A 24,864-nucleotide genomic window follows, 5' to 3' on the forward strand; every position below is an offset into this window, starting at 1 on the left:
TATAAAACTTTAATCTTGGCGAATCCATGTCTGTGTACGGCCAATCGCGGATATGCCAATATATCCTCTTAAAAGCAAGCGTTTACCGTTAGCTGACTGCTTGCCTTTCAAATTGTAAATTTTACCTGAAAGCGGATCAAGGATTTTCCCTCCAGAGTACACATTTTCACCGTCAGATTTTAAATTCTTAAAAACATCTAAGCCAAGAATAGGCTGGTTGGTATAAGGGGAAGGGCAATCGACACATTTTTCACGCGGGGTATAGCCGGGACGCGGCGTGATTTTGGTGATTTTTCCGGTAAATGTCCCGTTTTGTTCTTTGCGGATATCAATCAGCGCCTTAGGGGATCCTGTTTTGTCATCAATCTGCTGCCAAATTCCCGTAAGATCTTGGGCAAAGAGTGTAGAACTGAATGAAAGTAAACCTGCGAATGAAGCCCATATAATATTTCTCTGCATTTTTATTCTTCCTTTTTATCGCCTGAAATCCAATTTCTGAATCTAATTTTATGCTATGCAAGGTGAAGCTATTATGCAACTGAGCTTTAGAAAAATATTTTAAAACCGCATTTTAATAAAAAACAGCTGCGCGGTTGCGGTTAATCCTGACGTATCCATGTTTGGCTGCGGCCTAATGCTGAAACTCCGACATAGCCGCGCAGAGTTATACGCTTGCCATTTGGGCTTAATTTCGCTTTGGTGCTGTAAAGTTTCCCTGAAAGCGGGTCGAGAATTTTCCCGCCGGCATAGTTGTTTTCACCGCTTGGCTTTAACCCAGTCAATACATCTAAGCCGAGAATCGGTTTGTTGGTATAGGGTGAAGGGCAGTTGACGCAGGTTTCTTTAGGCGTATAGCCTGGGCGCGGCGTGACTTTGATAATTTTAGCCGTATAAGTGCCGTTAGATTCTTGGCGGATTTCCAGGACTGCTTTTGAAGAGCCCGTTTTGTCATCAATATTTTTCCATAGCCCCGAAATATCACTGGCCCAAAGCATGCTTGAAAAACTGCTCAGCATTAGCGCAGCGGTCAATTTAAATTTTCCCATCAAAATCATCCTTTTTTAATATGAAAAACGTCTCTTGATCATATGCTGGATTTTTAGGCAAAACAATTGTTTAAAAATGATTGTTCAGTCACATTTTTTGCAGGAAAAAGATAAATGAGGGCAGCCAAACAGCGGTAAAGACCGCATTCACGGCCATGCCAAACGCGGCGTAGCGTCCAGCCACACTGCCGCGCTGCCATGCCTGAGCTGTGCCGATGGCGTGCGCAGCCAGTCCCAGCGCTAAGCCGGAAGCGCGTTCATCGTTGATATGCCGCAAAATTAAAGGGGAAAAAGCAGCGCCAATTACGCCGGAAAGAATCACAATTAAGATGACCAGCGGCACCGGCGAATGCAGCAGCGCGGCGATGTTAATCGCAATCGGGGTGGTCACTGCCCGGGTTGCAAAAGCCATAATGGTCGGATCGGATAAGTGAAGCAGGTACGCCAATCCCATCGGCAAGGCAACAGCGCTGATGCTGGCAAAGACTAAAATGCCGCCTACCGCCTTTAATGGCAAATCATCATAGCGCATCGCCGCTAAAGGAATCGCCAAGGCCACCGTGACATAACCCAGTAAGGTGTTGAACAGCGGGTTCACTTGCGCCATGTAGTTTTCATAAGGGATGCCAAAGAGGTACAGCATGCCGATCACAAAAAACATGCCAATCACAATGACTGGAATTTGCGGTAATTTTTTATTAATCGGTTTGGCCGCAAGATAGGCAATCAATGTGATGAAGAATGCGGAAATTATTGCAAGCATGTTGATTCTCCTACAGCCACTTCTTGGACATTTTTGCATACACCCAGAGCGGGATGAGGGTGCTGACGAACAGGACGATTAAGAACATCGGCGTTTCATCGCCCAAATGCATCATCATCAGCAGTGAGCCTGCGCTGATCGGCAGAAAGGCAAAAGCGCTTTCTTTCATAATCTTGTTGTTGGTATCGACTAAACTTGCTGGAATTTTCTTGAATTTTCGCCACAAAGCAAGCACCGACAGCAGGCTGATGAGGCCGGCTAAATTGCCCAGTTCCGGGTGGCCGAATTGTTTCATAACCCAGACGGCACCTTCACGGAAGATGATAATTAAAGCAATTGTACCTATCCATGCTTTCCAGTCGATGCGCTTGATCCAGTCCATTTTGATCTTTCATTAAAATTTAACTAATCACGTTTTAACCGATTTAGTCTTTGATTTCAAATTCTTCAAGCGGTTTTTGAAATAGGCGGGCGCGGTCGCCTAAAATTTCAGAGATAGGCAAATGCGCCTGTTTAATCAGCTGTTCTAATTTATGTGGCGCCATGATGACATGCAGATGCAGATTGCCTTGATCATCATATTGTTCAGACTGAATCACATTCAGTTCATACAGCTGATTGCGCAGCTTGCCGTACGCGGGTTTTAACTTCAGTTCAAAACTTTGGATATTGCCCATCAGGCATTCATGCACGGCTTGCCTGAGAAGGTCTAGGCCCTGCTGCGTATGCGCCGAGATATAGACACGGCCGGGCTGGTGCGGCGCCGTATAAATGATTTTGGCCTGCTCGCCCGTGGCATCAATTTTGTTGTACACCTGAAGCACAGGCACGTCTGCGCCAATTTCTTTCAGCACTTTTTCGACCGCTTCAATCTGTTCCAGCATGTCTGGGCTGCTGGAATCAATCACATGCAGCAGTAAAGTCGCTTCAACGGTTTCTTCCAGCGTCGCTTTAAAAGACTCTACTAAAGAGTGCGACAGGTTGCGGACAAAGCCCACCGTATCGGCTAAAACTAAATTGCCGATGCCATCCCAATTCAAGCGCCGTAAAGTTGGATCCAGTGTCGCAAACAGCTGATCTGCCGCATAGACATCACTGTCTGCCAGAATGTTGAATAGGGTTGATTTTCCGGCATTGGTATAGCCGACTAAAGACACCGTTGGAACGGCGGCTTTTTGACGGGCGACACGGCCCTGCGTACGGGTTTGTTTGACTTTTTCGATTTTAGCTTTCAGCTGTCCCATGCGGATGCGCAGCAGGCGGCGGTCTGTTTCTAAAACCGTTTCACCCGGCCCGCGCAAGCCGATGCCGCCTTTTTGACTGTCTAAGTCGCCGCGGCTGCGGATTAAGCGGGAAGACAGATGCTGCAGCTGTGCCAGTTCAACCTGAAGCTTGCCTTCATAGGTGCGCGCGCGCTGTGCAAAAATATCTAAAATCAATTCGGTGCGGTCAACCACGCGGCAATGCATGATTTTTTCCAGATTGCGCGCTTGGGCCGGGGTCAGCGCATGGTCAAAAATCACCAGATCCGCTTCATGCTGTTCTGCAAGGGCTGCAATTTCTTCGGCTTTGCCGGAACCAATAAACAGTTTGGCATCAGGTCTGATGCGCTGCGCATGAACGTGCTCTAAAATTTCAGCGCCTGCAGACTGTGCAAGCAAATGAAATTCTTCGGCATCCAAATCTTCCAGCATTTGTACCGAAACACTGACCAAGATAACCTTTTCACCGCGCTGCTGCTTTAAATGATCCAATCTGCAAAACCTCCTGACTAAAACACTATTCTAGGCGAAAATGAGCTGGAGCGGGGGAATGCTGAATTTAAATTGTGCTGTAAAAGCCATGCGCAAAAATAATTATCAGCGCGCTGTATATGGTGGATGCGGCGCCGATGAATGTTAATGCAGCCCAATAAGGCGCTGCCGTTTTACTGCTGTGCTGATCATTCATAGGGGCTTTCTATTTGTAAAAACGATAATAATATTTTTAAATATTTATATGATCGATGGAAATGGGAAATGCTGATGCCCAGTTTCGGTTTTTATGATCAATGCAAAGTGGTGCGCTTCGGTATAGTATGCTATGCAGATTGTGGTTAAAAATTTAGCCGTTTTGTGACTAGTGATAACTGTATGAATGAATCTGCTGCACCGACATCGTCAAATTTAAAAGGGTTCTCGCGCTTTTCCCTGTATGTGCGCAAGGTGATTGCGTCGATTGGCGCGATAGCTGAAGGTTTTTATCTGGTGTATTACTATCAGCTGTATAAAGATCCGAATAATCCTGCCAATACGCGTTATGTGCAGTTTTTTTGCCGCAAACTGTGCAAGGTCTTCAATATTGAAGTTGAAGTGCATGGCGAGATCCCGCGCCGTCCGGCATTATGGGTCAGCAATCATATTTCCTGGCTGGATGTGGCCGTATTGGGCTCGGGCGCACGGGTGTTCTTTTTGGCCAAAGCTGAAATAGAAAAATGGCCTTTGCTGGGTAAGCTGGCGAAAGGCGGCGGGACGTTATTCATCAAGCGCGGTTCTGGCGATTCCATTAAAATCCGTGAGCAAATGACGGCGTTTTTAAAGCAGGACAGCCCCGTGCTGTTTTTTCCAGAAGCGACGACATCGGATGGCACGCGGATAAAAAAAGTGCATGGACGCCTGCTTGGGGCGGCGATTGAAGCGCAGCGGCCTGTGCAGATTTGCCTGATTTGCTATGTGAATCAGCAGGGGCAGCTGGATATGATTGCGCCCTATGTCGATGAAGTTTCTTTTGCCAAGCATGTGCAGAGCGTGCTGGAAATGCCGAAAGTCACAGCGCATTTGATGGCGCTGCCGGCGATTGATACGGCCGGGCACACCGTGGAGAGCCTGACTCAGGAAGTTCAGCTGAAAATGACTGAAGGTTTGGTGAAATTGCATGCGCTGGTGCTGAATCAGCCTGCAGGATAGGCAGCGTTTGCTATTGTTTTAATGCCCGATAAAAGGCTTACATAAAGCCTTCTGCCGGCAGCCAGGAGATGATTTTCATGCCGGCGCGCTGCCACCATTTCATTTTGGGTTCTTTATAGTAAGTACGGGTTTGACCGTTTTCCAGCTTAATTTTCCAGTTGATGTGCTGATTGGCGTCCAAAACCAGCTTATAGGCATATTTGCTGAGGTTCTGATCCATCGTGGTATGAACTGCGCGCGCCAAAGACGGGCTGTTCAGCAGTACCCCGATTTCGGTATTTAAGTAGGCTGAGCGCGGGTCAAAGTTAAAAGAACCGATAAACACCTGTTTTTCATCCAGCGCCATCAGTTTGGCATGCAGGCTGGAACGGCTCAGGCCTTTGATGCTGACTTTGGCTTTGCTGGCCAGTTCATCGGTATTGATATTCAGGTTTTCCGCGTTGGGATTGGACAGAAACTCATACAGCTGCACATCATTTTCCAATAAATTCTGACGGTATTTTTGATAAAAAGCGTGCACCAGCGGGACATCATTGGCTTTGTATGAGTTGGTCAGGACACGAACCTGCACGCCGTTCTGACTTAAGTCATTCAGTTTTTTTGCGCCGTGCTTTTCCGGCACAAAGTAGGCCGACACAATATCCACACTCTGTTCTGGATTGCTTAAGTGGTTCAGCAGCTGAAAGTTGAGATGCTCTTCTTTTTTTGCTTTGGCTTTAATTTTGCTTGGCGAGTCTTTGACCACTTCGGCTTTGACCCAGTCGAACTGAATTTGATTATTCAGCCATTTGTCAAAGGCATGCGACCGGTTGGCCAAGTCGAGGTAGTTTTGTATGGTAATTTCCTGATTGAAATCATTCAGCTGCTGCTTCAGCCCGTCAAAACGCAGGGTATAATGGCGCGGATTGACCAGCTGCTTGACTGGAAATGCATAGTCATCATTCCAGTATTCATCAAAAGAATGAATGATTTCGTCTGAAGCCGCGCCGACCAGCATGACATCGACATCTGAAAACTGATAATTGTCGCTGAAATTGTAATATTGATTGCTCATATTGCGCCCGCCAATCAAGGCGATCTGATTGTCGGCAATAAAGCTTTTATTGTGCATGCGGCGGTTGATGCGCTTTAAGTTTAAGAGCATATCCATCGCGCGGTAATGCCTGAAGCGGTAAGGATTATAGAGTTTGACTTCGATATTGGCATGCTGATCCAGCGCCAGATAAATGCCTTCCATTTTTTTTGCATTGTTGTCATCAATCAGCAGGCGGACTTTGACCCCGCGGTCTGCGGCTTGAATAATGGAATGCAGGGCCATCGAGCCGATTTTGTCATTGTCCCAAATATAATATTGCAGATCCAACGATTTTTCGGCTTTATTGATCAGCTCCATACGGGCCGCCAGCGCTTCCAGCGGGTCGTAAAGCACATGATAGCCTGTTAGGCCCGGATTGGCATCGCGCAGCGGCAGGACAATTTTTGCCAAGGCGGTCGCTTCAGTGGGGGTGCTGAAGGCATACTCCATAGGCTGCACGGTTTGCTTGGGCAACGTCGAGCATGCAGGAAGCCCTAAAATCAAGCTGAAACCGAGTGCAGCCGCTGCTGATTTAGAATAATTCAGCGGCTTTACAGCGCCCGTAATGCCATGTGCGGTATTGATCATGCGTGCAGAAAATCAAAAAATTAGAATTGAGTATAATTGCGAGCTATGAAAAGATAAATATAAGGTCGGTGAATTCCAGCTGGTCAATTTGTTGAGTATTCGTATGTGGGATCAAAATTCCGTTGTGATTTATTTTTATATTGGTATGGGGCTGCTGGCGCTCTGGGGGATTTCTCAGGCGTGGCTGAGCCAATTGCGCACGGAAACCATTCATCCTTTTAAAGCTTTTGTGCATTTGCTGGCTTTTTATTTGTCATATTTGCTTATTCCTTTGTTTTTTTTCAGCATATATGCAGGTTGGAGCGGTTATTACTTTCCGCATGAAGCGGTTTTTGTGTTTTTGGTCAGCGGCGTGCTGTGCTATGCGCGCTTTATAGAACCGCATCTTATTCAGCTGAAAACAACACGCTATCAGCTGCATGACGATAAAGCGATGCTGAAGCCTGTGAAAATCGCTTTGGTTGCCGATCTGCATATCGGCTTATTTTCAGGCCATGAGCGCCAGTTAAAGCTGATTGTGAAAAAGCTGAATAAAGCCCAGCCGGATTTGGTGGTGGTAGCCGGGGATTGGACCTATGAACCTGAAAATAAACTGGCGGAAGAGCTGGCGGTGCTCAAAGAGATTCAAGCGCCCGTATACTCTGTGAATGGCAATCATGATGAGCAGTATCCTGGACCGCCTATTCAGCAATTATTGCAAGGCGCGCTGCAGCAGAACAATGTCATGGATATTGAAGGGCAGGTGGTCGAATTCAATGAATTCAGACTGATTGGCATTGGCGACCTGTGGGCTGGCAAGGCGGATATGCGCTTTATGCCGGAATTGCCGCAGGACAAGCCATGGATTATTTTGTCGCATAACCCGGATACCGTAGATATGGTGCCTGCGCTTCCGACCCGGCCGTTAATGCTGTCAGGGCATACGCATGGCGGGCAAGTTGAGCTGCCGTGGCTAACCGACTTTGTGATGAAAAAGGTCTCTATTTTGGGCCATAAAAAAGGGCTGTATCAGCATGAGCATGCGGATGTCTTTGTGACCGTGGGCACCGGCATGGTTGGCGTGCCTTTCCGATTCAGGGTGCGGCCAACAATTGATATTATTGAATTAATCTGATTTTTTAGCTTGTTATGTAGACGTATTTCACATTATATTAAAATAGTTAAACGCAAAGTTTAAATGAAGCGGCAGCATGGCATTGCCTGAAAGGCGTGCATATCTGCTGATTCTGAAGCTCCGGCTTTAACACAAAGCATAGTGAATAATAAGAGTAGAACAATATGTCAGAATTTCATAAGGAAGTTGGAACGTTATTTGGACTCTCTGAGCTGCAGTCAGCACAGCTGGAGCAGGGGTTAAATCAGCTGGTACAGGACTTTTCCACAGCTGCTCAAGTCGAAAATCAATCTTTTTCTGCCGATTTTTATCAAAAATTTCAGCAGCTGGCTGCGCAAAATGGCTTGTCTGAAGCAGACATTGAACCCTTGGTGAATGTCTTGTATTTCACTGAGGATCATCAGCAGGCGGTGACCTATATTGTGCCGAGTTTCTATAATTCAGGGGGCGACCGGGAAGTATTTTCAGATACTTATCAGCTGATGATGGAGGATCTGCAGCAGTCACTATAAGCTGTTCAATAGGCCAGCCCAGCAATAAAAAAAGCCGATGCATTTTGCATCGGCTTTTTTTATTGCATGCTGAAACCAGCTTTAGATTTGATTGTTTACATCATCATTTTTGGTTTCACGGATTGCCAGGAAGGCAAGAAGTGAAAGCAGTGATGCCGCGGTGAGATAGTAGCCAACAGCATATAGGCCATATTCTGTGGCAAGCTTGGTTGCAATTAAAGGTGCAAATGAAGCGCCGAAAATGCCTGCTAAGTTAAAAGTCAAAGCCGAACCTGTGTAGCGTACTGATGTTGGGAAAATTTCAGACAGTACAGTGCCGATCGGGCCATAGGTTAAGCCCATGATGGATAAACCAATACACAGAAATAGGAACACCACAACGGTACTGCCAGATTCAAGCATCGAAGAGAACACTAAGCCGAATAGTGCAGAAACAATACAAACCGCGATAGAGGTGGTTTTACGGCCAAATTTCTCCGCCAGTATTGCAGAAAGCGGAATAAAGGCAGCAAAGCAAAGCGTTGCAAGCAATTGAAGTTCTAAGAACTCAGCGCGTGAATAGCCAAGTTTGGTTGTTCCCCAGTTTAAGGCAAAAACGGTGGTTAAATAGAACACCACGAATGTACAAATCGCGGCGATTGTACCCAGAATCAGCATGCCCCAGTGTTTGGTCATGACTTCTTTAAACGGGATGTTGACTTCTTTTTGCTTGTTTAACACGTTTTGGAACGCAGGGGTTTCATGCAACTTTAAACGGATCCATAAACCCACAATTACTAATAGTGAACTGGCAATGAATGGAATACGCCAGCCCCATTGCATAAAGTCTTCTTCAGACATGAATGCGCCAAGGGTCAGGAATGAGCCTGTCGCTAAAATGAAACCAATCGGCGCACCCAATTGCGGGAACATCCCATACCAGGCGCGTTTGCCTTCAGGCGCATTTTCAGTTGCAAGCAGGACAGCGCCAGACCATTCGCCGCCTAATCCAAGCCCTTGGCCTAAGCGGCAAAGTGCAAGCAATAACGGCGCAGCAATGCCAATTTGCGCGTAGGTTGGAAGCAAGCCAATGCTGACGGTCGATATGCCCATGGTCAGCAGAGCGGCAACCAAAGTGGCTTTACGTCCAATACGGTCGCCTAAATGGCCGAAGAATGCCGCGCCAATCGGGCGGGCAATAAAGGCAATCGCGAATGTCGCTAAAGACTGAATGGTGGCAGTTGTAGGATCTGTGCTTGCAGGGAAGAACAAATGCGGGAAGATCAGCACAGCGGCTGTTGCATAAATATAAAAATCGAAGAATTCGATTGTTGTACCTACAAGGCTGGCTGTAAGTACGCGGAATTTTGAATTGGCTGCCGGCTCTTGAGCTGCAGCTGTATTTGTTGACGCCATGATAGACCTTACACTTACTAAAAATAAAAAAGCTTAGTTTTAAAAGCGCAATCTTTTTAAAAAAGGCGTAATTTCTTAAAAAAACAACAGCAATCGCCTCTATTCCGCTCGCTCAGGGTCGCTGAAATGAAGAATGAGATGATTAAATCACGTATAGATAGATAGACAGGAAGTGTGATCCTGCACCTATCAGTACAAAAATGTGCCAGATAGCGTGGGTATATCTTACTCTTTTTAATGCATAAAACAATGCGCCGACGGTGTAAGAAAGCCCGCCAATGATGAGGTAGGTCAAAGCTTGAGCGCTTAGGAAGCGCTGCATATCATCAATGACCAGTATCGCCAGCCAGCCCATGAGCAAATAAGCGATCAGTGAAATTTTATGGAAAGAGTTAATGAATATTAACTTGAATAGTGTGCCAATTAGGGCAATGACCCATAAGGCAATCAGCAAATAGTGGGCTTTTGCCGTTGGAATGGCAATCGCCAGAAAAGGCGTGTAGGTGCCTGCAATTAAATAATAGATGGCGGTATGGTCTAGTTTTTTATAAAAGTAGCGGCGGTCAGCAGTGGTTGCCATATGGTAGAGCGTTGATGCAGAGAACAGCAGAATCATGCTCAACGCATAGACCCACAGCCCAAACCATTGCCCAGCAGGCAGGTATGATCCCTTTATAATCAATAAAATACCCGCAATGATGGATAATACTGCGCCAAGGCCGTGGCTGAGAAAGTTCAAGCGTTCTTCAAACTGGTCATAGTCTTGAACAAGCGGAGCGTTATTCGTCATTTAATGTCGCTCATATTTAAATATACATATGTATAGTAATTCAATTTTGCTTTTCGTGTAAGAAGATTTAAACTTTAACAGCAATTCTTTTTAGGTTTTATATATGTCTGCTTCGGCTTCGATCTTCCCACAGGAACAGCAATTCCTCGATGCGTTTCAGCAAGCCGTTGATGCACAGCGTTTTGAACGCTTAATCCTGAGTCAGTATAAGGGTGAACTCGCACAACTGGAAAAAATAACCTTGCGGGTTATTTCTTTGCAAAATGAGCCGGCATTGAGCTGCCTGTATCGCTATAAAACCCAGGATGTCACTAAAAACTACCCTTTAAGGGAGGCTTCGGCACAGGTGGCCGCTTTACTTCAGCATTGCAAACAGGCGAATTTATTGACTTTAGATGAAGAACTGCAGCTGAAAAAAAATAAGAAAAAAGCCATGCTGACCCTCAGTAAAAATAAATCGGCATCTAAAGATGGTACGGAACAGCAGGGGCATGACCGAATTAAACAGCGTTATGTCGATCAAGACAGCCAATTTTTACAGCCGCTGGGCATTACCGATGCCAAAGCGCAGATTATTCCAAGCATGGCACGCAAGTGGAAGCAGATTAATAAGTTTGTTGAAATTTGCGCGGGGGCTTTAGAACAAATTCAGCCGGCTGAAAAACCCTTACACATAGTGGATTTCGGTTCAGGCAAAGGCTATTTAACCTTTGCCTTATATGATTATCTGGCCAAACACGGCCAGACGCCATTTGTCACAGGGGTGGAGCTCAATCCTAAAATGGTGGCGTTTTGCCAGCACGTTGCGGCTGAAGCAGGCTTCACGCAGTTAGATTTCTTTCAGGGCGATGTACGGACCTATAATCCAGAACAGCTGGACGTCATGATTGCCCTGCACGCCTGTGATGTGGCTACTGACTTTGCCATTCATACCGGTATCCGCTTAAATGCGCAAATGATCATGTGCGCGCCGTGCTGTCATAAAGAATTGCGCCCACAATTGAAAAGTCCTGAAGTGCTGAAGCCGATGCTGCAATTCGGCATTCATGCTGGACAGCAGGCGGAAATGCTGACCGATACCATCCGTGCTTTATTGCTCAAAGCTTATGGCTATGACACCAAAGTCTTTGAATTTGTGGCACTGGAACATACCAGTAAAAATAAAATGATTCTGGCCACCAAGCGTCAAGATTATCAAGCGCCGGATCAGCAGGTTTTGGCGCAAATTCAGGCCTTGAAACAGATGTACGGCATTCAGAAGCATTCTTTAGAGCTGCTGCTGCAGGATCAATGGGATCAGCAGGATATTGGCTGCAAGTGCTGAGGAATGAAAATGAGCCAATTTAAGATTGTTTCGGGATCATGGGATGCCTTGCAGCAGGCGATTAAGCCGATTCGGGACGCAGTGTTTATTCAGGAGCAGCAGATTACCCCAGAAGATGAATGGGATGCAGAAGACGCCGTATCCCTGCAATTTGCGGTTTATGATCAGCATCAGCCCATTGCGACTGCACGATTATTGCAAAACAACAGCATTGGCCGGGTAGCGGTGTTGAAGTCACACCGCGGTTTGGGCATTGGCAAATTGCTGATGCACGCCATTATCCAGCAGGCGAAATCTGAACAGCGTGAATTTTTAAAGCTGTCATCGCAAGTGCATGCCATTCAGTTTTATGCAGGTCTGGGTTTTCAGGTGCAGGGCGATGAATATCTGGACTGCGGCATTGCGCATATTGAGATGTATTTGAAACTTTCATCATCCGCGCATCACAGTGGCTAAGCATCAATCCGATGCTGTTGTACTGTGGGCGATCAGATCAAGTTTGATGTGGGTGTGTAAGAGCAAAAATGCGACTGTTTTCAGTTCAAGAGGCGGTATTCATCAATGTTTGGCAGCCGATGCCGTTAACTCTATTTGACTGCTTTTTTGGGGCTGGTCGGTATTGATGATGTCGAGTTTATTGATGCAGAAGGCACCGATCTGCAGCCGCAGGATAAAGCCAAAGCAATGCAGTCTGCGATGCAGCAAATGAAGGCATCTTTGTTAAAGTAAAAAATGAGCCTCCAGCTGCTGATCAAGGGTCGAAAATAAAAAAGCACTGAATGAACAGTGCTTTTTTATTGAATTTTATTTACAGTTTAGTGACCATGGCTAGGTGCAGTTTCGTGCTGCATATCATCCATATGCGCATGTTCACCTTCAGTCATGTTCATGTCCGCTGCTGACTGTTTTTGAGCGGCTTCACGGGCTTCTTTCTGCTGCTGCGCTTCAGCCATTTGTTCCTGAGACATTGCAGGCGCATTCTTGAATGCATGCTGCTGAGTATTGTCTTTCTTCTGCTGACTTGGCATATAGTCTGGCTCATTGCTGACCGCCAGCCAAAAGAAACCCATGAATACTGCACCTAAAATACAGGCAATAATGAGCGCTTTCCAGCCCCAAGGTGATTTTTCAGGAGATGATTGATCTGTCATAACAGCCTACTCAGTCAAAATAAAAAGAATAAATATTTGTTACTTTATAACATGGATTGGCGCGTGATGGGGAATTATCAGATAACCATGATTTTTTTATGGTTTTCACTTAGCCCTTGAATACGGTGCACATTTTACTTAGTACATCAAGCGGGAACCTTCTAAAAAAATGCCGCTGCAGGCAAACCCAGCCATGATGAGCGCTGTTCCTCTGAGCAAAGTTCGCAGCGCGCTTGGACTGCGCAGCAAATCCTTCATTCTAGCCGCACTGAAGATGTACAGGCTGCCGGCAGCCAATAAGGTCACAACGGTCAGCAGCACCACTGCGCTCAGCACCGCAGGCTGCAGTGCAGCCGTGCCTAAAATGGATGGAACCAGCGCTAAATAAAAGGAGATGGTTTTGGGGTTGGCCAGCGTAATCTGCAAGCCTTCTTTATAGCTGGATGACCTATTGGAAGATTCCCCCTGCATATCAAAAAACAGCGCTGTATTCCAAAAACGGTAAGCCAAATACAGCAGATAGGCGCATGCGCAAAGGATCAGCGCAGATGCAAATATGCTGTTTAATGCATGTCCCAGCCAGCTGAGTCCGGATAAAACCAGCATCAGATAGAGAAGGTCCCCAGTGACCAGCCCAGCCAGCATTTTGAGGCCATGGCTTGAGCCGTGGCTCAGGGTTTTAAACAGCAGCCCAGTCATGCCGGGCCCGGGAATGAGCGCCGCCAGCGCTAAAGTAAACGTATAGCTGCCGAGCAGCATCAGTAAATTCATGGGCTTTATTCCAGTGTGCAAACAGCCCTATTGTTCGGCAAACAGACAGGTGGAATTGATCTATTTATTTTAAAATTTAATGCTTTTAGGGTATAAATTATTTATAAATTAAATAAAAAAGGCAGGTTGTTCCCTAAATGAAAATAGACCGCACCGATGAAAAAATACTGCGCCTTTTACAGCAGGATTCCCGCACCAGCAATCAGCAGCTGTCTGAGCAGATTAGTATGTCTGCTTCACCGTGCTGGCGCAGAGTCAAGCGCTTGGAAGACGAGCAGGTGATCCGCGGTTATGGCGTCTTGCTTGACCGCAAAAAATTAGGCCTAGGCGTCATGGTGTTTATCCGCGTCAGCATCGACAGCCATAGTGAAGCTGAAGCGCGGAAATTTGAGGAAAAAGTCGCTGAGCTGGAGAATGTAGTGGCATGTTACAGCGTGGGCGGAGATGCTGACTTTTTGCTGCAGGTGGTGTCGCCTGATTTAGACACTTATGCCGAGTTTTCGATGTCGGTGATTCGGCGCTTGCCAGGCATTAAGGAAATGCAAAGCATGTTTATTTTAAAAGAGCTGAAACCGTTTGCGGGTTTCCCCGTCAAGCAAAATAAGTTTTAAGTCACTCAAATGCTTTCGCGTTTTAAGTATAGTCCCGTGGTCTTTTTGCGCTGATTTGCGGGGGACGGCGCAGGCATCTTTTCTTAGAATAAAATACGAAAAAAAGGAGCCGCAGCTCCTTTTTGAATCTGATTTTGAATGCAGAGATGCGTGGATTAAATCAGCTCAGCTTTACCGATTTTATCTTTCAGCAATTGCGGCGCTTTAAAGCGTTCGCCGTATTTCGCTTCAAGCGTATTGGCGCGGACCAAAGCTTTTTCTAAACCGTATTGGTTCAAGAACTGCAAAGCGCCGCCTGTCCAAGGCGCGAAGCCAATGCCGAAGATTGAACCGACATTGCCATCGACAGTTGACTCTAAAACACCTTCTTCAAGACAGCGCAAAGTATCCAGTGACTGTACAAACAGGAAGCGGTCAATCATTTCCTGTTCTGAAATGTCATTGTCTTTCTGCCATTTGCTTAAGCCATCCCAAAGATGCTTTTTGCCGCCTTCCGGATAGTCATAAAAACCCGCGCCGGCAGCTTTGCCTTTGCGGCCAAATTCATGAATCATAGTTTGAATGACATCATCAGCACCTGAGCGCAGCAGGTCTTTGCCTTCGGCTTGCAGGGCCTTACGGGTCTCGTTTGCCACATGCTCCGAAAGCGTCAGTGAAACTTCATCCTGAATCGCCAATGGGCCAACGGGCATGCCGGCTTTCAGCGCTGCCATTTCAATGCGCGCAGGATGCACGCCTTCTGCCAGCAGGCGCAAGCCTTCCTGTACAAAGGTGCCGAACACGCGGCTGGTAAAGAAACCGCGGCTGTCATTGACCACAATTGGGGTTTTGCCAATTTGCTGCACATAGTCATAGGCTTTGGCCAGTGTTTCTGCTGAGGTGTTTTTACCTTTGATGATTTCGACCAACTGCATTTTGTCGACAGGGCTGAAAAAATGCAGGCCAATAAATTTGGCTTGGTCGTTTGAAGCATTGGCCAAGCCAGAAATCGGCAAGGTTGATGTATTCGAGGCAAAAATGCCTTCAGCGGTCAGATGCGGTTCAGCTTCTTGAGTGACTTTGGCTTTCAGTTCCTGATTTTCAAATACCGCTTCAATGATTAAGTCACAGCCTTGCAAATCGGCAGCGTCAGCTGTGGCATGGATGAGCGATAAAATTTGATCACGCTTTTCTGCGCTTAAACGGCCTTGTGAAACTTTTTTATCCAGCAGCTTTTGGCTGTAGGCTTTGCCTTTTTCAGCGGCTTCAACAGATACATCTTTGAGCACCACAGCAATGCCTTTCGATGCTGTGGCATAAGCAATGCCTGCACCCATCATGCCTGCACCCAAAATCCCGACTTTAGTGGCTTGCCATTTCGCCACATCTTTCGGACGGCTGGCGCCTGATTTAATGGCATTCAGGCCATGCCAGAAGGTGCCGATCATATTTTTAGAAATTTGGCCGGTCGCCAGATAAGTGAAGTAGCGCGATTCAATCGTAAGCGCGGTATCGACATCGACCTGAGCGCCTTCAACCGCGGCAGCCATAATGGCTTCAGGCGCAGGGTAGCAGCCTTTTGTTTTATCACGCAGCATCGCAGGGGCAATCGCCAGCATTTGCGCGACCGCAGGAGTGGAGGGTGTGCCGCCCGGAATTTTATAGCCTTTCACATCAAAGGGCTGCTGCGACTTAGGATTAGCTTTGACCCAAGCAATGGCTTTGTCCAGCAGCTCTTGTTCAGATTCGGCTGTGTCGTGAATCAGCCCGAGCGACTCGGCTTTATCGACAGCAAACTGTTTGCCTTCCATTAAAAATGGAAAAGCATTCTGCAAGCCGAGCAAACGCACCATGCGCACAATACCGCCGCCGCCCGGCAGCAGGCCTAAAGTCACTTCAGGCAGGCCAAATTTAGCCTTGGCATCATTGAGTGCGACACGGTAATGACAGCCAATCGCCAGCTCCCAGCCGCCGCCCAACGCCGTGCCATTCAGTGCCGCTGCTACAGGAATGCCGCGGGTTTCGATATAGCGCAGTTTGGCTTTCATATCTTCAATCATGTTGAAGAATTCAGTTGCATGTTCAGGTGTGGCTTGAATCAGTTCATCTAGGTCACCGCCGGCAAAGAAGGTTTTTTTGTTCGAGCGGAAAATAATCCCTGCGATATTTTCGTCTGCTTGCAGTTTTTCTACCGTTTCTGCCAGTGCAGTGCGGAAGTCGGCATTCATGGTGTTGGCCGACTGGTTTGGAGAATCCAGCGTCAAAATAACGATATTGTCGGCATTTTTTTCAAATTGAATTGCGCTCATTTTTCTTCTCCTTATACCAATTCAATAATTGTAGCGATGCCCATCCCGCCGCCGACACATAAAGTGGCTAAGCCGCGTTTTTTGCCTTGACGTTCCAGTTCATCCAGCAGAGTGCCCAAGATCATCGCGCCCGTTGCACCGAGTGGATGGCCTAGAGCAATGGCGCCGCCATTCACATTGACCTTGGCAGGATCAACCTTGAGTTCGGTAATAAAGCGCATCACTACAGCGGCAAAGGCTTCATTGACTTCAAACAGGTCAATGTCATCAATCGTCAGGCCTGCTTTGGCTAAAGCTTTGCGGGCAGCAGGTGCAGGGCCGGTCAGCATGATGGTTGGGTCTGTGCCGACTAAAGCTGTTGCCAGCACTTTGGCACGCGGTTTGAGGCCTTGTTCTTTGACCGCTTTTTCAGAAGCCAGCAGCAGCACCGCAGCGCCGTCGACAATTCCTGATGAGTTGCCTGCGTGATGCACATGATTGACTGCACCCACTTCAGGGTATTTTTGCAGGGCAATGGCGTCGAAGCCCATTTGCCCCATCATGGCAAAACTTGGATTCAGTTTGCCCAAGCCCTCAGCTGTCGTGCTCGGTTTAATAAATTCGTCTTTGGCTAAAATGGTCACGCCCGCTTTGTCCTGTACAGGCACAACGGAACGCTTAAAGTAGCCATTGGCTTGGGCTGCAGCGGCTTTCTTTTGCGAGCCTGCAGCAAAGGCATCCACATCGGCACGCGTATAGCCGTCAATGGTGGCAATCAGGTCGGCGCCAATCCCTTGCGGAATAAAGTCACAGGCCATATTGGTTTCAGGATCCAGCGCCCAAGGGCCGCCGTCTGAACCCATCGGCACGCGGGACATCGACTCGACGCCGCCGGCAACCACGAGATCTTCCCAGCCAGAACGGACTTTTTGCGCCGCTAAATTCACAGCTTCTAAGCCTGATGCGCAGAAACGGTTAATCTGAACACCAGCAACATCATTGTCCCAGCCGGCAGCAATAGCCGCGGTTTTGGCAATATCGGCCCCCTGATCGCCAATCGGCGTGACGCAGCCCAAAACAATGTCATCGACGGCGGCGGTATCAAATTGATGGCGGTCTTTGAGTTCATTGAGCAACCCCGTTAATAAACTGATGGGTTTTACTTCATGCAATGAACCGTCTTTTTTCCCTTTGCCGCGCGGTGTGCGGATGGCATCAATGATGTAAGCCTCACTCATAATTTATCCTTAATTGCTGCATTAAAATTTTTATGTGCTTTTGAGTGTAATGATTAATTAATGAAGTGCAATGACGAGAACGGCTCAGATCACTTGAGGTTTTTTGCCACTTTCATCCTGAGCATATGGCTTAAATAAAATAAAGCGCAGGGATCTCAAAATGATGTTTTAAGCCTCTCTTTGATGCGCGTGCTAAGCTATGCCGAATGGAGAAGGGGAGAAACATGAAAAATATACGGGGTAAAGCGGTGTGTTTATTTCGACACCATGGACGCGTACTTTTAACTCAAGGTTTTGATTCTGCAAAGAATGAGCATTATTTAATGCCGATTGGCGGCGGTATAGAGTTTGGAGAGCGTGCGGTTGATGCAATTCGGCGTGAAGTGCGGGAAGAAATTCAGCAAGAGATTCAGCACGTGCAGCAGCTTCAGGTGCTGGAGAATATTTTCAGTTTTGATGGGCAGCAGGGGCATGAGATTGTATTTGTGTATGCTGCCGAATTTTCTGACCGTCACATTTATGCAATGCGGGAGATTATGGGCCAAGAGTCAGATGGTTCCGTATACCGCGCTGCATGGTACAGTGCGCAAGGGCTGGAGGCATTGAAACTGCCAATTTATCCGCAAGGCATAGAGTCTTTGTTGTTTCAGCCTTTGCTATGCGGCATAGCGCTAAACAGCTGAAAAGGCATAAAAAACCCAAGCATGTTGCTTGGGCGAGGACAGTTGTTCTGTAAAAAAACTGTCTTCAGTGGATAAGTCAAAAATTATCCACAGTTTGGCTTAATGATAACCATGCAGCTGGCGGTATAGGCCTGGGGTTACCCCAGTCCATTTTTTAAATGCGCGGTGGAAGGTGCTGGTTTCACTGAAACCGACTTGCTGCGCCACATCTTCCAGAGTCAATGCTGGATTGAGTAATAAATGAATGGCGGCGTCGCGGCGCAAGGCGTCTTTCACGCCTTGATAGCTTTTGCCTTCAGCAGCCAAGCGGCGGCGCAGTGTTTGCGGTGAAAGATACAGCATCGATGCAACATCATTCAGCGTCGGCATTTCTTCACCAATTTGGCTCTTTAGCACTTCGCGGATGCGAGACGTTAAAGAATTGGTGTTTTTAAATTTCACCAGCAATTGCGCAGGCGCCGCCTTTAAGAATTCTTCCAGAGATTCTTCATTTTGGCGAATCGGCAGATCTAAATAATCCGCTGCAAAAGTAATTTCGGTACGCGGCGCATCAAACTGCATCACGGGTGCAAAAAACAGCGCATCGTATTCGTCAGCATGCTCTGGACGGCTGTAGCCGAAATGCACACGCTCCAGCGGCAAGCGGCGTTCAATCAGCCAAGACGCTAAGCCATGCCAAATCATCAGCATGCTTTCTGTAATGAAATGATCCGGGTCCATGGATTTTGGAATTAAGGGCACTAAGCGCGCTTCGTGCTTATCGCGCTCCAGTGAAACAGACCATTCATCGCCAAATAATTTATAAAACTGCGAGGACAGCTCCAGTGCATCACCTAATGTTTTTGCATGAATAATCAACTGGCACATAATGGCAAAAGTGCCCAAACGGCGCGGCTGAATATCAAAACCGACGTGTTCATCCTGCGTCACCATCCACAGCATCTTAATGAAGCGGGTGTACTGTTCAGGTGAAATACGCGCTTTAGGCTGACGCAGAAGCTCTGCCTCGATGCCAACGTGAGACAATAAAGTTTCGACATCCATGCCAAGGCGCTTTACACCAGACAGGGCGGCGTTGACGAAATGGATACTGATCGTATCGCGACTCATGTTAATTCCTTCAGTCTCTTTAATGTTCACTATTGCTTGACCTAAATGACGCTAAAAAATGTATGTATGGCAATTTACAACAGTAAATTTACCATTTTCACATGTTAAATTGCCGAAACTATCAAGGTAAATGGCTGAACATGACATTGTGTTGAATCTTTTATATTTCTAATATGCCTGAAAATGCAACATAAATAGAGTAAAAACCCAATGAATTATCCGCTAAACGGTTTGAAAGTCCTTGATTTTTCCACTCTGCTGCCAGGCCCATTCGCCACCATGTATTTGGCGGATATGGGCGCTGAAGTTGTGCATATTGAATCACCGACACGCCCCGATCTTGTACGCCTGATGCCGCCGTATTCCAATGGGCAGGCCGCATCGCACAATTACTTAAACCGCAATAAGCGGTCCGTGGCTTTGGATTTAAAAGACCCTGACAGTATTGCATTGCTGAAATCCAGAATTTCTGAATACGACATTGTTGTTGAGCAATTCAGGCCAGGGGTCATGCAGCGCTTAGGCCTAGATTATCAAACACTTGCCGAAATTCATCCGCAATTAATTTACTGCTCGGTGACCGGCTATGGTCAAACGGGCAGCTATAAAGACCGCGCCGGGCATGACATTAATTATCTGGCGCTATCGGGCATTGCTGGGCACAGCGGCCGTCAGGACAGCGGGCCGCCTCCGCTGGGCATTCAGGTTGCAGATGTTGCCGGCGGTTCGCTGCATGCCGTGATTGCTATTTTGAGCGCAGTCATTGAGCGCAGCCGAAGCGGTCAAGGCCAGTATATTGATATCTCCATGACGGATTGCGCCGTGGCCTTAAACAATATGGCGGCGGCTGCGGAAATCGCAGGCAATGAGCGGCAGCAGCCAGAGCATTCACATTTAAATGGCGGCACATTTTATGATTATTACCAAACCCGCGATGGGCGCTATTTATCCATCGGCAGTTTAGAACCGCAATTTATGCTGGGTTTGGCGCAGATTTTAGAGTTGCCGATCGTGGCTGAAAAAGGCGCATCCTTTGCTCCAGAAGACCGGGCAGCTGTTAAGCGGGAGATTCAGAAAAAGATGCTGACTAAAGATTTTTCTGAATGGAATGAAATGTTTAGAACTCAGGATGTATGCGTTGAGCCTGTACTCAGTTTGCATGAGGCTTTGCATTCCGCGCTTTCGGATGAGCGGGGCTGGCTGGTTTCTGTACCGCTGCAAGAGGGGAGTACAAAAAACGAACAACAATTAGCTTGTCCGATTAAGTTTTCACGATCAAAAATAAGGTACGAATTTATAGGAAAATCATTAGGCTATGATTTATTGTAAAATCTCTTATTATGATAATTGGTGTGGCTTAGTGGCTTTGAAATAACAAAAACATGCGATTTTATACGAATTAAGCGTATTGTTCACATGAGTAAAAAGATAGAAAAGGTCACCAATTATGAATAGATTAAGAAACAGTTGGTGTTTTTGTCTCAGCCTTTGCGCCTTCAGTCTAGGAATGCAAAGTGTTTCTGCTGCCGAAGCTTTCAGCGCTGAAAGCCCTTGGATGTTTGGCGATTGGAATGGCCAGCGCAGTGATTTGCAGCAAAAAGGCTATGATTTCAGCTTCGGATATACCGGAGAAATGGCCACATTGCTGGATGCAAAACATTCATCCAGCCATGGCACTGAATATGCCGATCAATTCGCAATTGGCGCTCATCTGGATTTAGAAAAAATTCTCGGCTGGCAAGACACTGAAGCGCAAATCACCGTGACGGAGCGTAACGGCCATTCATTATCGCAAACTTCTGATGCGCTGAACGGGCATTTAAGCTCAGTTCAAGAAGTGTGGGGCCGCGGTCAAACTTGGCGCTTAACTGATTTTTGGATCAAGAAAAAATTCCTCGATCAAAAACTGGATGTAAAGGCCGGCCGGTTTGGTGAAGGCGAGGATTTCAACAGCTTTGACTGTGATTTTCAAAATTTGGCGCTCTGCGGTTCGCAAGTCGGCAACTGGGTCGGTGATCAATGGTACAACTGGCCGGTCAGCCAATGGGCGGCTCGGATAAAATACAGCATCCGTCCAGATTTATTTGCGCAAGTGGGAGTGTATGAATACAACCCTGAAAATCTGGAGCGCGGTAAAGGCTGGAACTTAAGCACCGATGGCTCACATGGCGCAATCATTCCGGCAGAAGTAGTTTGGTCGCCTAAAGCCGGCGCTGCAGCGCTTCCGGGTGAATACCGCGCCGGCTATTACTACAGCACGGCGGATGCAGATGTCATTCACAGCGCTGTCAATGCAAAAGATCATCATCAAGGCGGCTGGATTGTCGCGAAGCAGCAGCTGACGGCGCATAAAGATGATGCGTCACGCGGTTTAAGCGGTTTTGCTAACCTGACTGTGCATGATGCTGATACCAACCGCGTCAGGGATATGCAGAATATCGGCCTGGTTTACAAAGGCGCTTTCGATGCCCGCCCGCAGGATGAAATAGCCATTGGACTCGGGCGCATCAGTATTAATGATGATGTGAATGACGCCAATATTGCCAATAGCACAGTCGATGCGCGCGGCCTGCAAAGTGAAGAATACGACGCTGAAATTTATTATGGCATTCATGCAGCCCATTGGCTGACAGTGCGCCCCAATATTCAATATATCCGCCATGTTGGCGCATATAAAAATGGTGAAAATGCATGGGTCGGCGGAATTAAATTCCAGACCGCATTTTAGTTTCTAGATCCGTAAGTATTTGCCAGGCATCAGCGGCAAATACTGGATTCATTTGACTTGAAAACAATAAAGCTGTTCATGCTCAGCATTTTGACCTGTGGGCTGAAATGGCTTGGCAGATACTTAAAATCTAAAAACTATTCAGGCGCTCAGCTCTGTTTTCACAAAGGATGAGCTTAAAAAGAATCTAAGAAAAAGGTGGCTTATATGGGTACTCCGTCTTCGGGTTCAGGATTTAAAACTTTCACCGCGGCCATAGCCGCGCTGTTTGGTTTGATTCTGCTGATAGGAGGGATATACCTTGCAGTGCTGGGCGGGTCTTGGTACTACATCATTGCAGGTTTACTCTTCATTGCGACTGCAGTCTTGCTGCAGAAATTAAAAAGTTCAGCATTGATCGTCTATGCGGCACTGGTTTTAGGAACCGTTGTCTGGGGCTTATGGGAAGTCGGTTCAGACTTTTTCGCTCTGGCGCCGCGCCTCGATATTTTAGGCGTATTTGGTTTGTGGCTGCTGATTCCTGCAGTCACCCGCGGTTTTGACCATAGCAAAGGCGCAAAAATAGCGCTGACAGGCGCATTGGCGATTACCATTGCTGTGATGATCTATTCTGTATTTAACGATCCTCAGGAAATCCGCGGCGAGTTAAGCACCAAACAGCCTGCCGTATCACAGCCGATTCCGGGTGTTGCGGATGAAGACTGGCCGGCGTATGGCCGTACGCAGTCAGGCTTGCGTTATTCTCCGTTAAAGCAAATTAACTCGGATAACGTCAAAAACCTTGAAGTGGCTTGGGAGTATCATACGGGAGAATTTAAAACGGAGAATGATTCTGGCGAGACCACCAATCAGGTGACGCCAATTAAAGTGGGCGACAACATGTACATCTGTACAACCCACCAAAAATTGACTGCGCTTGATCCCGTTACCGGTAAGGCGAAATGGACCTTTGATCCGAAGCTGAAAGCCGATAATACCTATCAGCATTTAACTTGCCGCGGCGTTTCATATTACGATGCCAATAATACTGCAGGCTTTGAAGCCAGTTTGGCGGCTAAAAGAACGGCTTCTGCTGAATGCCCTCAAAAAGTCATTCTTCCGGTCAATGACGGCCGTTTAGTTGCGGTGAATCCACATACCGGCAAGCCATGTTCAGACTTCGGACATAGCGGTGAAGTGGATCTGCAAAAAGATATGCCATTTCCTTATCCAGGCGGCTATATCCCGACTTCTCCGCCCGTGGTGACAGGAACCACCATTATTATTGGCGGCTCAACCACCGATAACTATTCTACCGAAGAGCCATCCGGTGTGATTCGCGGCTATGATGTCAATACCGGCGAACTGCTTTGGGTCTTTGATACTGGTGCAGAAGATCCGAATGCGATTCCCGCGCCGGGTCAGAAATTTGTGCATAATTCACCTAATGCATGGGCGCCTTTGGCTTATGATGCCAAACTGGATATTGTGTATGTGCCAACAGGTGTCGGCACACCGGACATCTGGGGCGGCAACCGCACTGAATTGGATGAGCGCTATGCCAACTCAATGCTGGCACTGAATGCGACCACAGGGAAGCTGATCTGGAATTTCCAAACCACCCATCATGATCTATGGGATATGGATGTGCCGTCACAGCCGACTTTAGCGGACATTAAAGATAAATCAGGCAATATGGTTCCTGCGATCTATGTGTTGACTAAAACAGGCAATGCCTTTGTTTTAGACCGCCGTACAGGTAAAGCGGTTGTGCCGATTACCGAGCGTCCAGTACCGCAAACGGTAAAACGCGGTCCGCAGACCAAAGGCGAGCGCTATTCTTCAACACAGCCATTCTCTGATTTTGATATGGCGCCGAAAGATAAATTGACAGATAAGCAAATGTGGGGCGCAACCATGTTTGACCAAATGATCTGCCGTGTGTCATTCAAAAAACTGAACTATGACGGCATTTATACACCGCCTTCAGAAAATGGTACTTTAGTTTTCCCAGGGAATTTAGGCGTGTTTGAGTGGGGCGGCATGTCTGTAAATCCGGACCGTCAAATCGCAGTGATGAATCCAATTGGTCTGCCATTTGTGTCTAGGCTGATTCCTGAAGATCCAAACCGGCCTAAAACCGCTAAAGGCGCAGGCACCGAAGCTGGCGTGCAGCCGATGTACGGCGTGCCTTATGGCGTTGAAATCAGCGCGTTCTTGTCTCCGTTTGGCTTGCCGTGCAAACAGCCTGCTTGGGGCTATGTTGCCGGTGTCGATTTGAATACCCATGAAACAGCTTGGAAACGACGCATCGGCACGATCCGTGACAGTATGCCGGGCATTCCATTGCCGCCATTTAAAATGGGTGTGCCAATGCTCGGCGGCTCAATCTCAACTGCGGGCAACGTCATGTTCATTGGCGCCACTCAGGATAATTATATCCGCGCGATCAATGTGACCAATGGTGATGAATTGTGGAAAGGCCGTTTGCCGGCTGGCGGTCAAGCGACGCCAATGACTTATGAAGCCAACGGCAAGCAGTATGTCGTGATCATGGCGGGCGGTCACGGTTCATTCGGCACCAAGATGGGCGACTCAATTGTGGCCTATGCATTGCCGGATAAAAAATAAGCATTGAACTCATGTTGAAAAAAGCCTGATTCGTCAGGCTTTTTTGTTATGAGAAAAAATGCTAAAGAATGAATAAAATAATCAATATTGATAAAAATAGAATGAAAAGCGCCGAAAGGCTTTATATCAGTGAAATCCCTATA

Annotated in this window: 24 protein-coding genes; 11 read left to right on the forward strand and 13 right to left on the reverse strand. The window is 47.2% G+C overall.

Features of this window, described 5'->3' with window-relative positions; translation table 11 throughout:
* Window positions 1-9: 9 nt before the first annotated feature.
* The 5 genes from F941_RS03055 to hflX all read right to left on the reverse strand — a co-directional run bounded on the left by F941_RS03055 (window position 10) and on the right by hflX (window position 3,563).
* Entirely contained in the window at window positions 10-459 is a 450-nt protein-coding gene (locus F941_RS03055; protein WP_005007750.1) for a DUF2147 domain-containing protein, read from the reverse strand.
* A 140-nt stretch (window positions 460-599) separates the two neighbouring features.
* Window positions 600-1,046, reverse strand: coding sequence for a DUF2147 domain-containing protein (locus F941_RS03060; protein ID WP_005007752.1), 447 nt, complete (start codon window positions 1,044-1,046; stop codon window positions 600-602).
* An 88-nt stretch (window positions 1,047-1,134) separates the two neighbouring features.
* A complete protein-coding gene (locus F941_RS03065) occupies window positions 1,135-1,809 on the reverse strand; it encodes an LrgB family protein (RefSeq protein WP_005007753.1) in 675 nt (224 codons plus the stop codon).
* A gap of 10 nt (window positions 1,810-1,819) precedes the next feature.
* The gene (locus F941_RS03070) at window positions 1,820-2,191 is read right to left on the reverse strand and encodes a hypothetical protein (RefSeq protein WP_005007756.1); all 372 of its coding nucleotides are present in this window, start codon (window positions 2,189-2,191) and stop codon (window positions 1,820-1,822) included.
* A 43-nt stretch (window positions 2,192-2,234) separates the two neighbouring features.
* Window positions 2,235-3,563: a ribosome rescue GTPase HflX gene (hflX, locus tag F941_RS03075; protein ID WP_005007758.1), complete on the reverse strand. Its 1,329-nt coding sequence runs from the start codon at window positions 3,561-3,563 to the stop codon at window positions 2,235-2,237.
* A 378-nt stretch (window positions 3,564-3,941) separates the two neighbouring features.
* Here hflX and F941_RS03080 point away from each other — a divergent pair, with 378 nt between their 5' ends.
* The gene (locus F941_RS03080; protein ID WP_005007762.1) at window positions 3,942-4,754 is read left to right on the forward strand and encodes a lysophospholipid acyltransferase family protein; all 813 of its coding nucleotides are present in this window, start codon (window positions 3,942-3,944) and stop codon (window positions 4,752-4,754) included.
* Window positions 4,755-4,791: 37 nt separating this feature from the next.
* Here the strand turns inward: F941_RS03080 and F941_RS03085 are convergent, their stop codons facing one another.
* Window positions 4,792-6,417: a phospholipase D family protein gene (locus F941_RS03085; protein WP_005007764.1), complete on the reverse strand. Its 1,626-nt coding sequence runs from the start codon at window positions 6,415-6,417 to the stop codon at window positions 4,792-4,794.
* A gap of 103 nt (window positions 6,418-6,520) precedes the next feature.
* Here F941_RS03085 and F941_RS03090 point away from each other — a divergent pair, with 103 nt between their 5' ends.
* Together F941_RS03090 and F941_RS03095 are read left to right on the forward strand one after the other, a co-directional pair.
* The gene (locus F941_RS03090; protein ID WP_005007766.1) at window positions 6,521-7,531 is read left to right on the forward strand and encodes a metallophosphoesterase; all 1,011 of its coding nucleotides are present in this window, start codon (window positions 6,521-6,523) and stop codon (window positions 7,529-7,531) included.
* 164 nt (window positions 7,532-7,695) lie between these two features.
* A complete protein-coding gene (locus F941_RS03095; protein WP_005007768.1) occupies window positions 7,696-8,043 on the forward strand; it encodes a hypothetical protein in 348 nt (115 codons plus the stop codon).
* Between the two features lie 81 nt (window positions 8,044-8,124).
* Here the strand turns inward: F941_RS03095 and F941_RS03100 are convergent, their stop codons facing one another.
* The gene (locus F941_RS03100) at window positions 8,125-9,438 is read right to left on the reverse strand and encodes an MFS transporter (RefSeq protein WP_005007770.1); all 1,314 of its coding nucleotides are present in this window, start codon (window positions 9,436-9,438) and stop codon (window positions 8,125-8,127) included.
* A 142-nt stretch (window positions 9,439-9,580) separates the two neighbouring features.
* On the reverse strand, window positions 9,581-10,228 hold the full coding sequence (trhA, locus tag F941_RS03105) for a PAQR family membrane homeostasis protein TrhA (RefSeq protein WP_005007771.1): 648 nt from the start codon (window positions 10,226-10,228) through the stop codon (window positions 9,581-9,583).
* Between the two features lie 103 nt (window positions 10,229-10,331).
* On the opposite strand from trhA, the gene F941_RS03110 reads away from it, so the two are divergent.
* From F941_RS03110 to F941_RS16450, 3 genes are all read left to right on the forward strand, one after another.
* Window positions 10,332-11,552, forward strand: a complete 1,221-nt coding sequence (locus F941_RS03110; protein WP_005007773.1) for a class I SAM-dependent methyltransferase — start codon at window positions 10,332-10,334, stop codon at window positions 11,550-11,552.
* Window positions 11,553-11,561: 9 nt separating this feature from the next.
* Window positions 11,562-12,008, forward strand: coding sequence for a GNAT family N-acetyltransferase (locus tag F941_RS03115; protein ID WP_005007775.1), 447 nt, complete (start codon window positions 11,562-11,564; stop codon window positions 12,006-12,008).
* Window positions 12,009-12,143: 135 nt separating this feature from the next.
* A complete protein-coding gene (locus F941_RS16450; protein WP_018572669.1) occupies window positions 12,144-12,281 on the forward strand; it encodes a hypothetical protein in 138 nt (45 codons plus the stop codon).
* A gap of 86 nt (window positions 12,282-12,367) precedes the next feature.
* Here F941_RS16450 and F941_RS03120 read toward each other — a convergent pair whose 3' ends face one another.
* Entirely contained in the window at window positions 12,368-12,703 is a 336-nt protein-coding gene (locus tag F941_RS03120; RefSeq protein WP_005007776.1) for a hypothetical protein, read from the reverse strand.
* A gap of 138 nt (window positions 12,704-12,841) precedes the next feature.
* Entirely contained in the window at window positions 12,842-13,474 is a 633-nt protein-coding gene (locus tag F941_RS03125) for a LysE family translocator (RefSeq protein WP_005007778.1), read from the reverse strand.
* A gap of 137 nt (window positions 13,475-13,611) precedes the next feature.
* On the opposite strand from F941_RS03125, the gene F941_RS03130 reads away from it, so the two are divergent.
* Window positions 13,612-14,085 carry an Lrp/AsnC family transcriptional regulator gene (locus F941_RS03130; protein WP_005007781.1) on the forward strand — a complete coding sequence of 158 codons (474 nt, stop codon included), beginning with the start codon at window positions 13,612-13,614 and terminating at the stop codon, window positions 14,083-14,085.
* A 155-nt stretch (window positions 14,086-14,240) separates the two neighbouring features.
* Here the strand turns inward: F941_RS03130 and F941_RS03135 are convergent, their stop codons facing one another.
* A complete protein-coding gene (locus tag F941_RS03135) occupies window positions 14,241-16,373 on the reverse strand; it encodes a 3-hydroxyacyl-CoA dehydrogenase NAD-binding domain-containing protein (protein WP_005007783.1) in 2,133 nt (710 codons plus the stop codon).
* A gap of 11 nt (window positions 16,374-16,384) precedes the next feature.
* Complete coding sequence (locus F941_RS03140; protein ID WP_005007785.1) at window positions 16,385-17,590, reverse strand: acetyl-CoA C-acetyltransferase; 1,206 nt, start codon at window positions 17,588-17,590, stop codon at window positions 16,385-16,387.
* A 224-nt stretch (window positions 17,591-17,814) separates the two neighbouring features.
* Between F941_RS03140 and F941_RS03145 the strand changes: the two genes are divergently transcribed.
* Window positions 17,815-18,273, forward strand: a complete 459-nt coding sequence (locus F941_RS03145; RefSeq protein ID WP_005007787.1) for an NUDIX hydrolase — start codon at window positions 17,815-17,817, stop codon at window positions 18,271-18,273.
* 99 nt (window positions 18,274-18,372) lie between these two features.
* On the opposite strand, the gene F941_RS03150 is transcribed toward F941_RS03145, so the two are convergent.
* Window positions 18,373-19,383: an AraC family transcriptional regulator gene (locus F941_RS03150; RefSeq protein ID WP_005007790.1), complete on the reverse strand. Its 1,011-nt coding sequence runs from the start codon at window positions 19,381-19,383 to the stop codon at window positions 18,373-18,375.
* 210 nt (window positions 19,384-19,593) lie between these two features.
* On the opposite strand from F941_RS03150, the gene F941_RS03155 reads away from it, so the two are divergent.
* From F941_RS03155 to F941_RS03165, 3 genes are all read left to right on the forward strand, one after another.
* The gene (locus tag F941_RS03155) at window positions 19,594-20,712 is read left to right on the forward strand and encodes a CaiB/BaiF CoA transferase family protein (RefSeq protein ID WP_005007791.1); all 1,119 of its coding nucleotides are present in this window, start codon (window positions 19,594-19,596) and stop codon (window positions 20,710-20,712) included.
* Window positions 20,713-20,890: 178 nt separating this feature from the next.
* On the forward strand, window positions 20,891-22,111 hold the full coding sequence (locus F941_RS03160; protein WP_018572672.1) for a carbohydrate porin: 1,221 nt from the start codon (window positions 20,891-20,893) through the stop codon (window positions 22,109-22,111).
* A 207-nt stretch (window positions 22,112-22,318) separates the two neighbouring features.
* Entirely contained in the window at window positions 22,319-24,721 is a 2,403-nt protein-coding gene (locus F941_RS03165) for a glucose/quinate/shikimate family membrane-bound PQQ-dependent dehydrogenase (protein ID WP_005007794.1), read from the forward strand.
* Window positions 24,722-24,864 lie beyond the last annotated feature (143 nt).

Origin of the sequence: Acinetobacter bouvetii DSM 14964 = CIP 107468, assembly GCF_000368865.1 — a bacterium.
GTDB classification, from domain to species: Bacteria; Pseudomonadota; Gammaproteobacteria; order Pseudomonadales; family Moraxellaceae; genus Acinetobacter; species Acinetobacter bouvetii.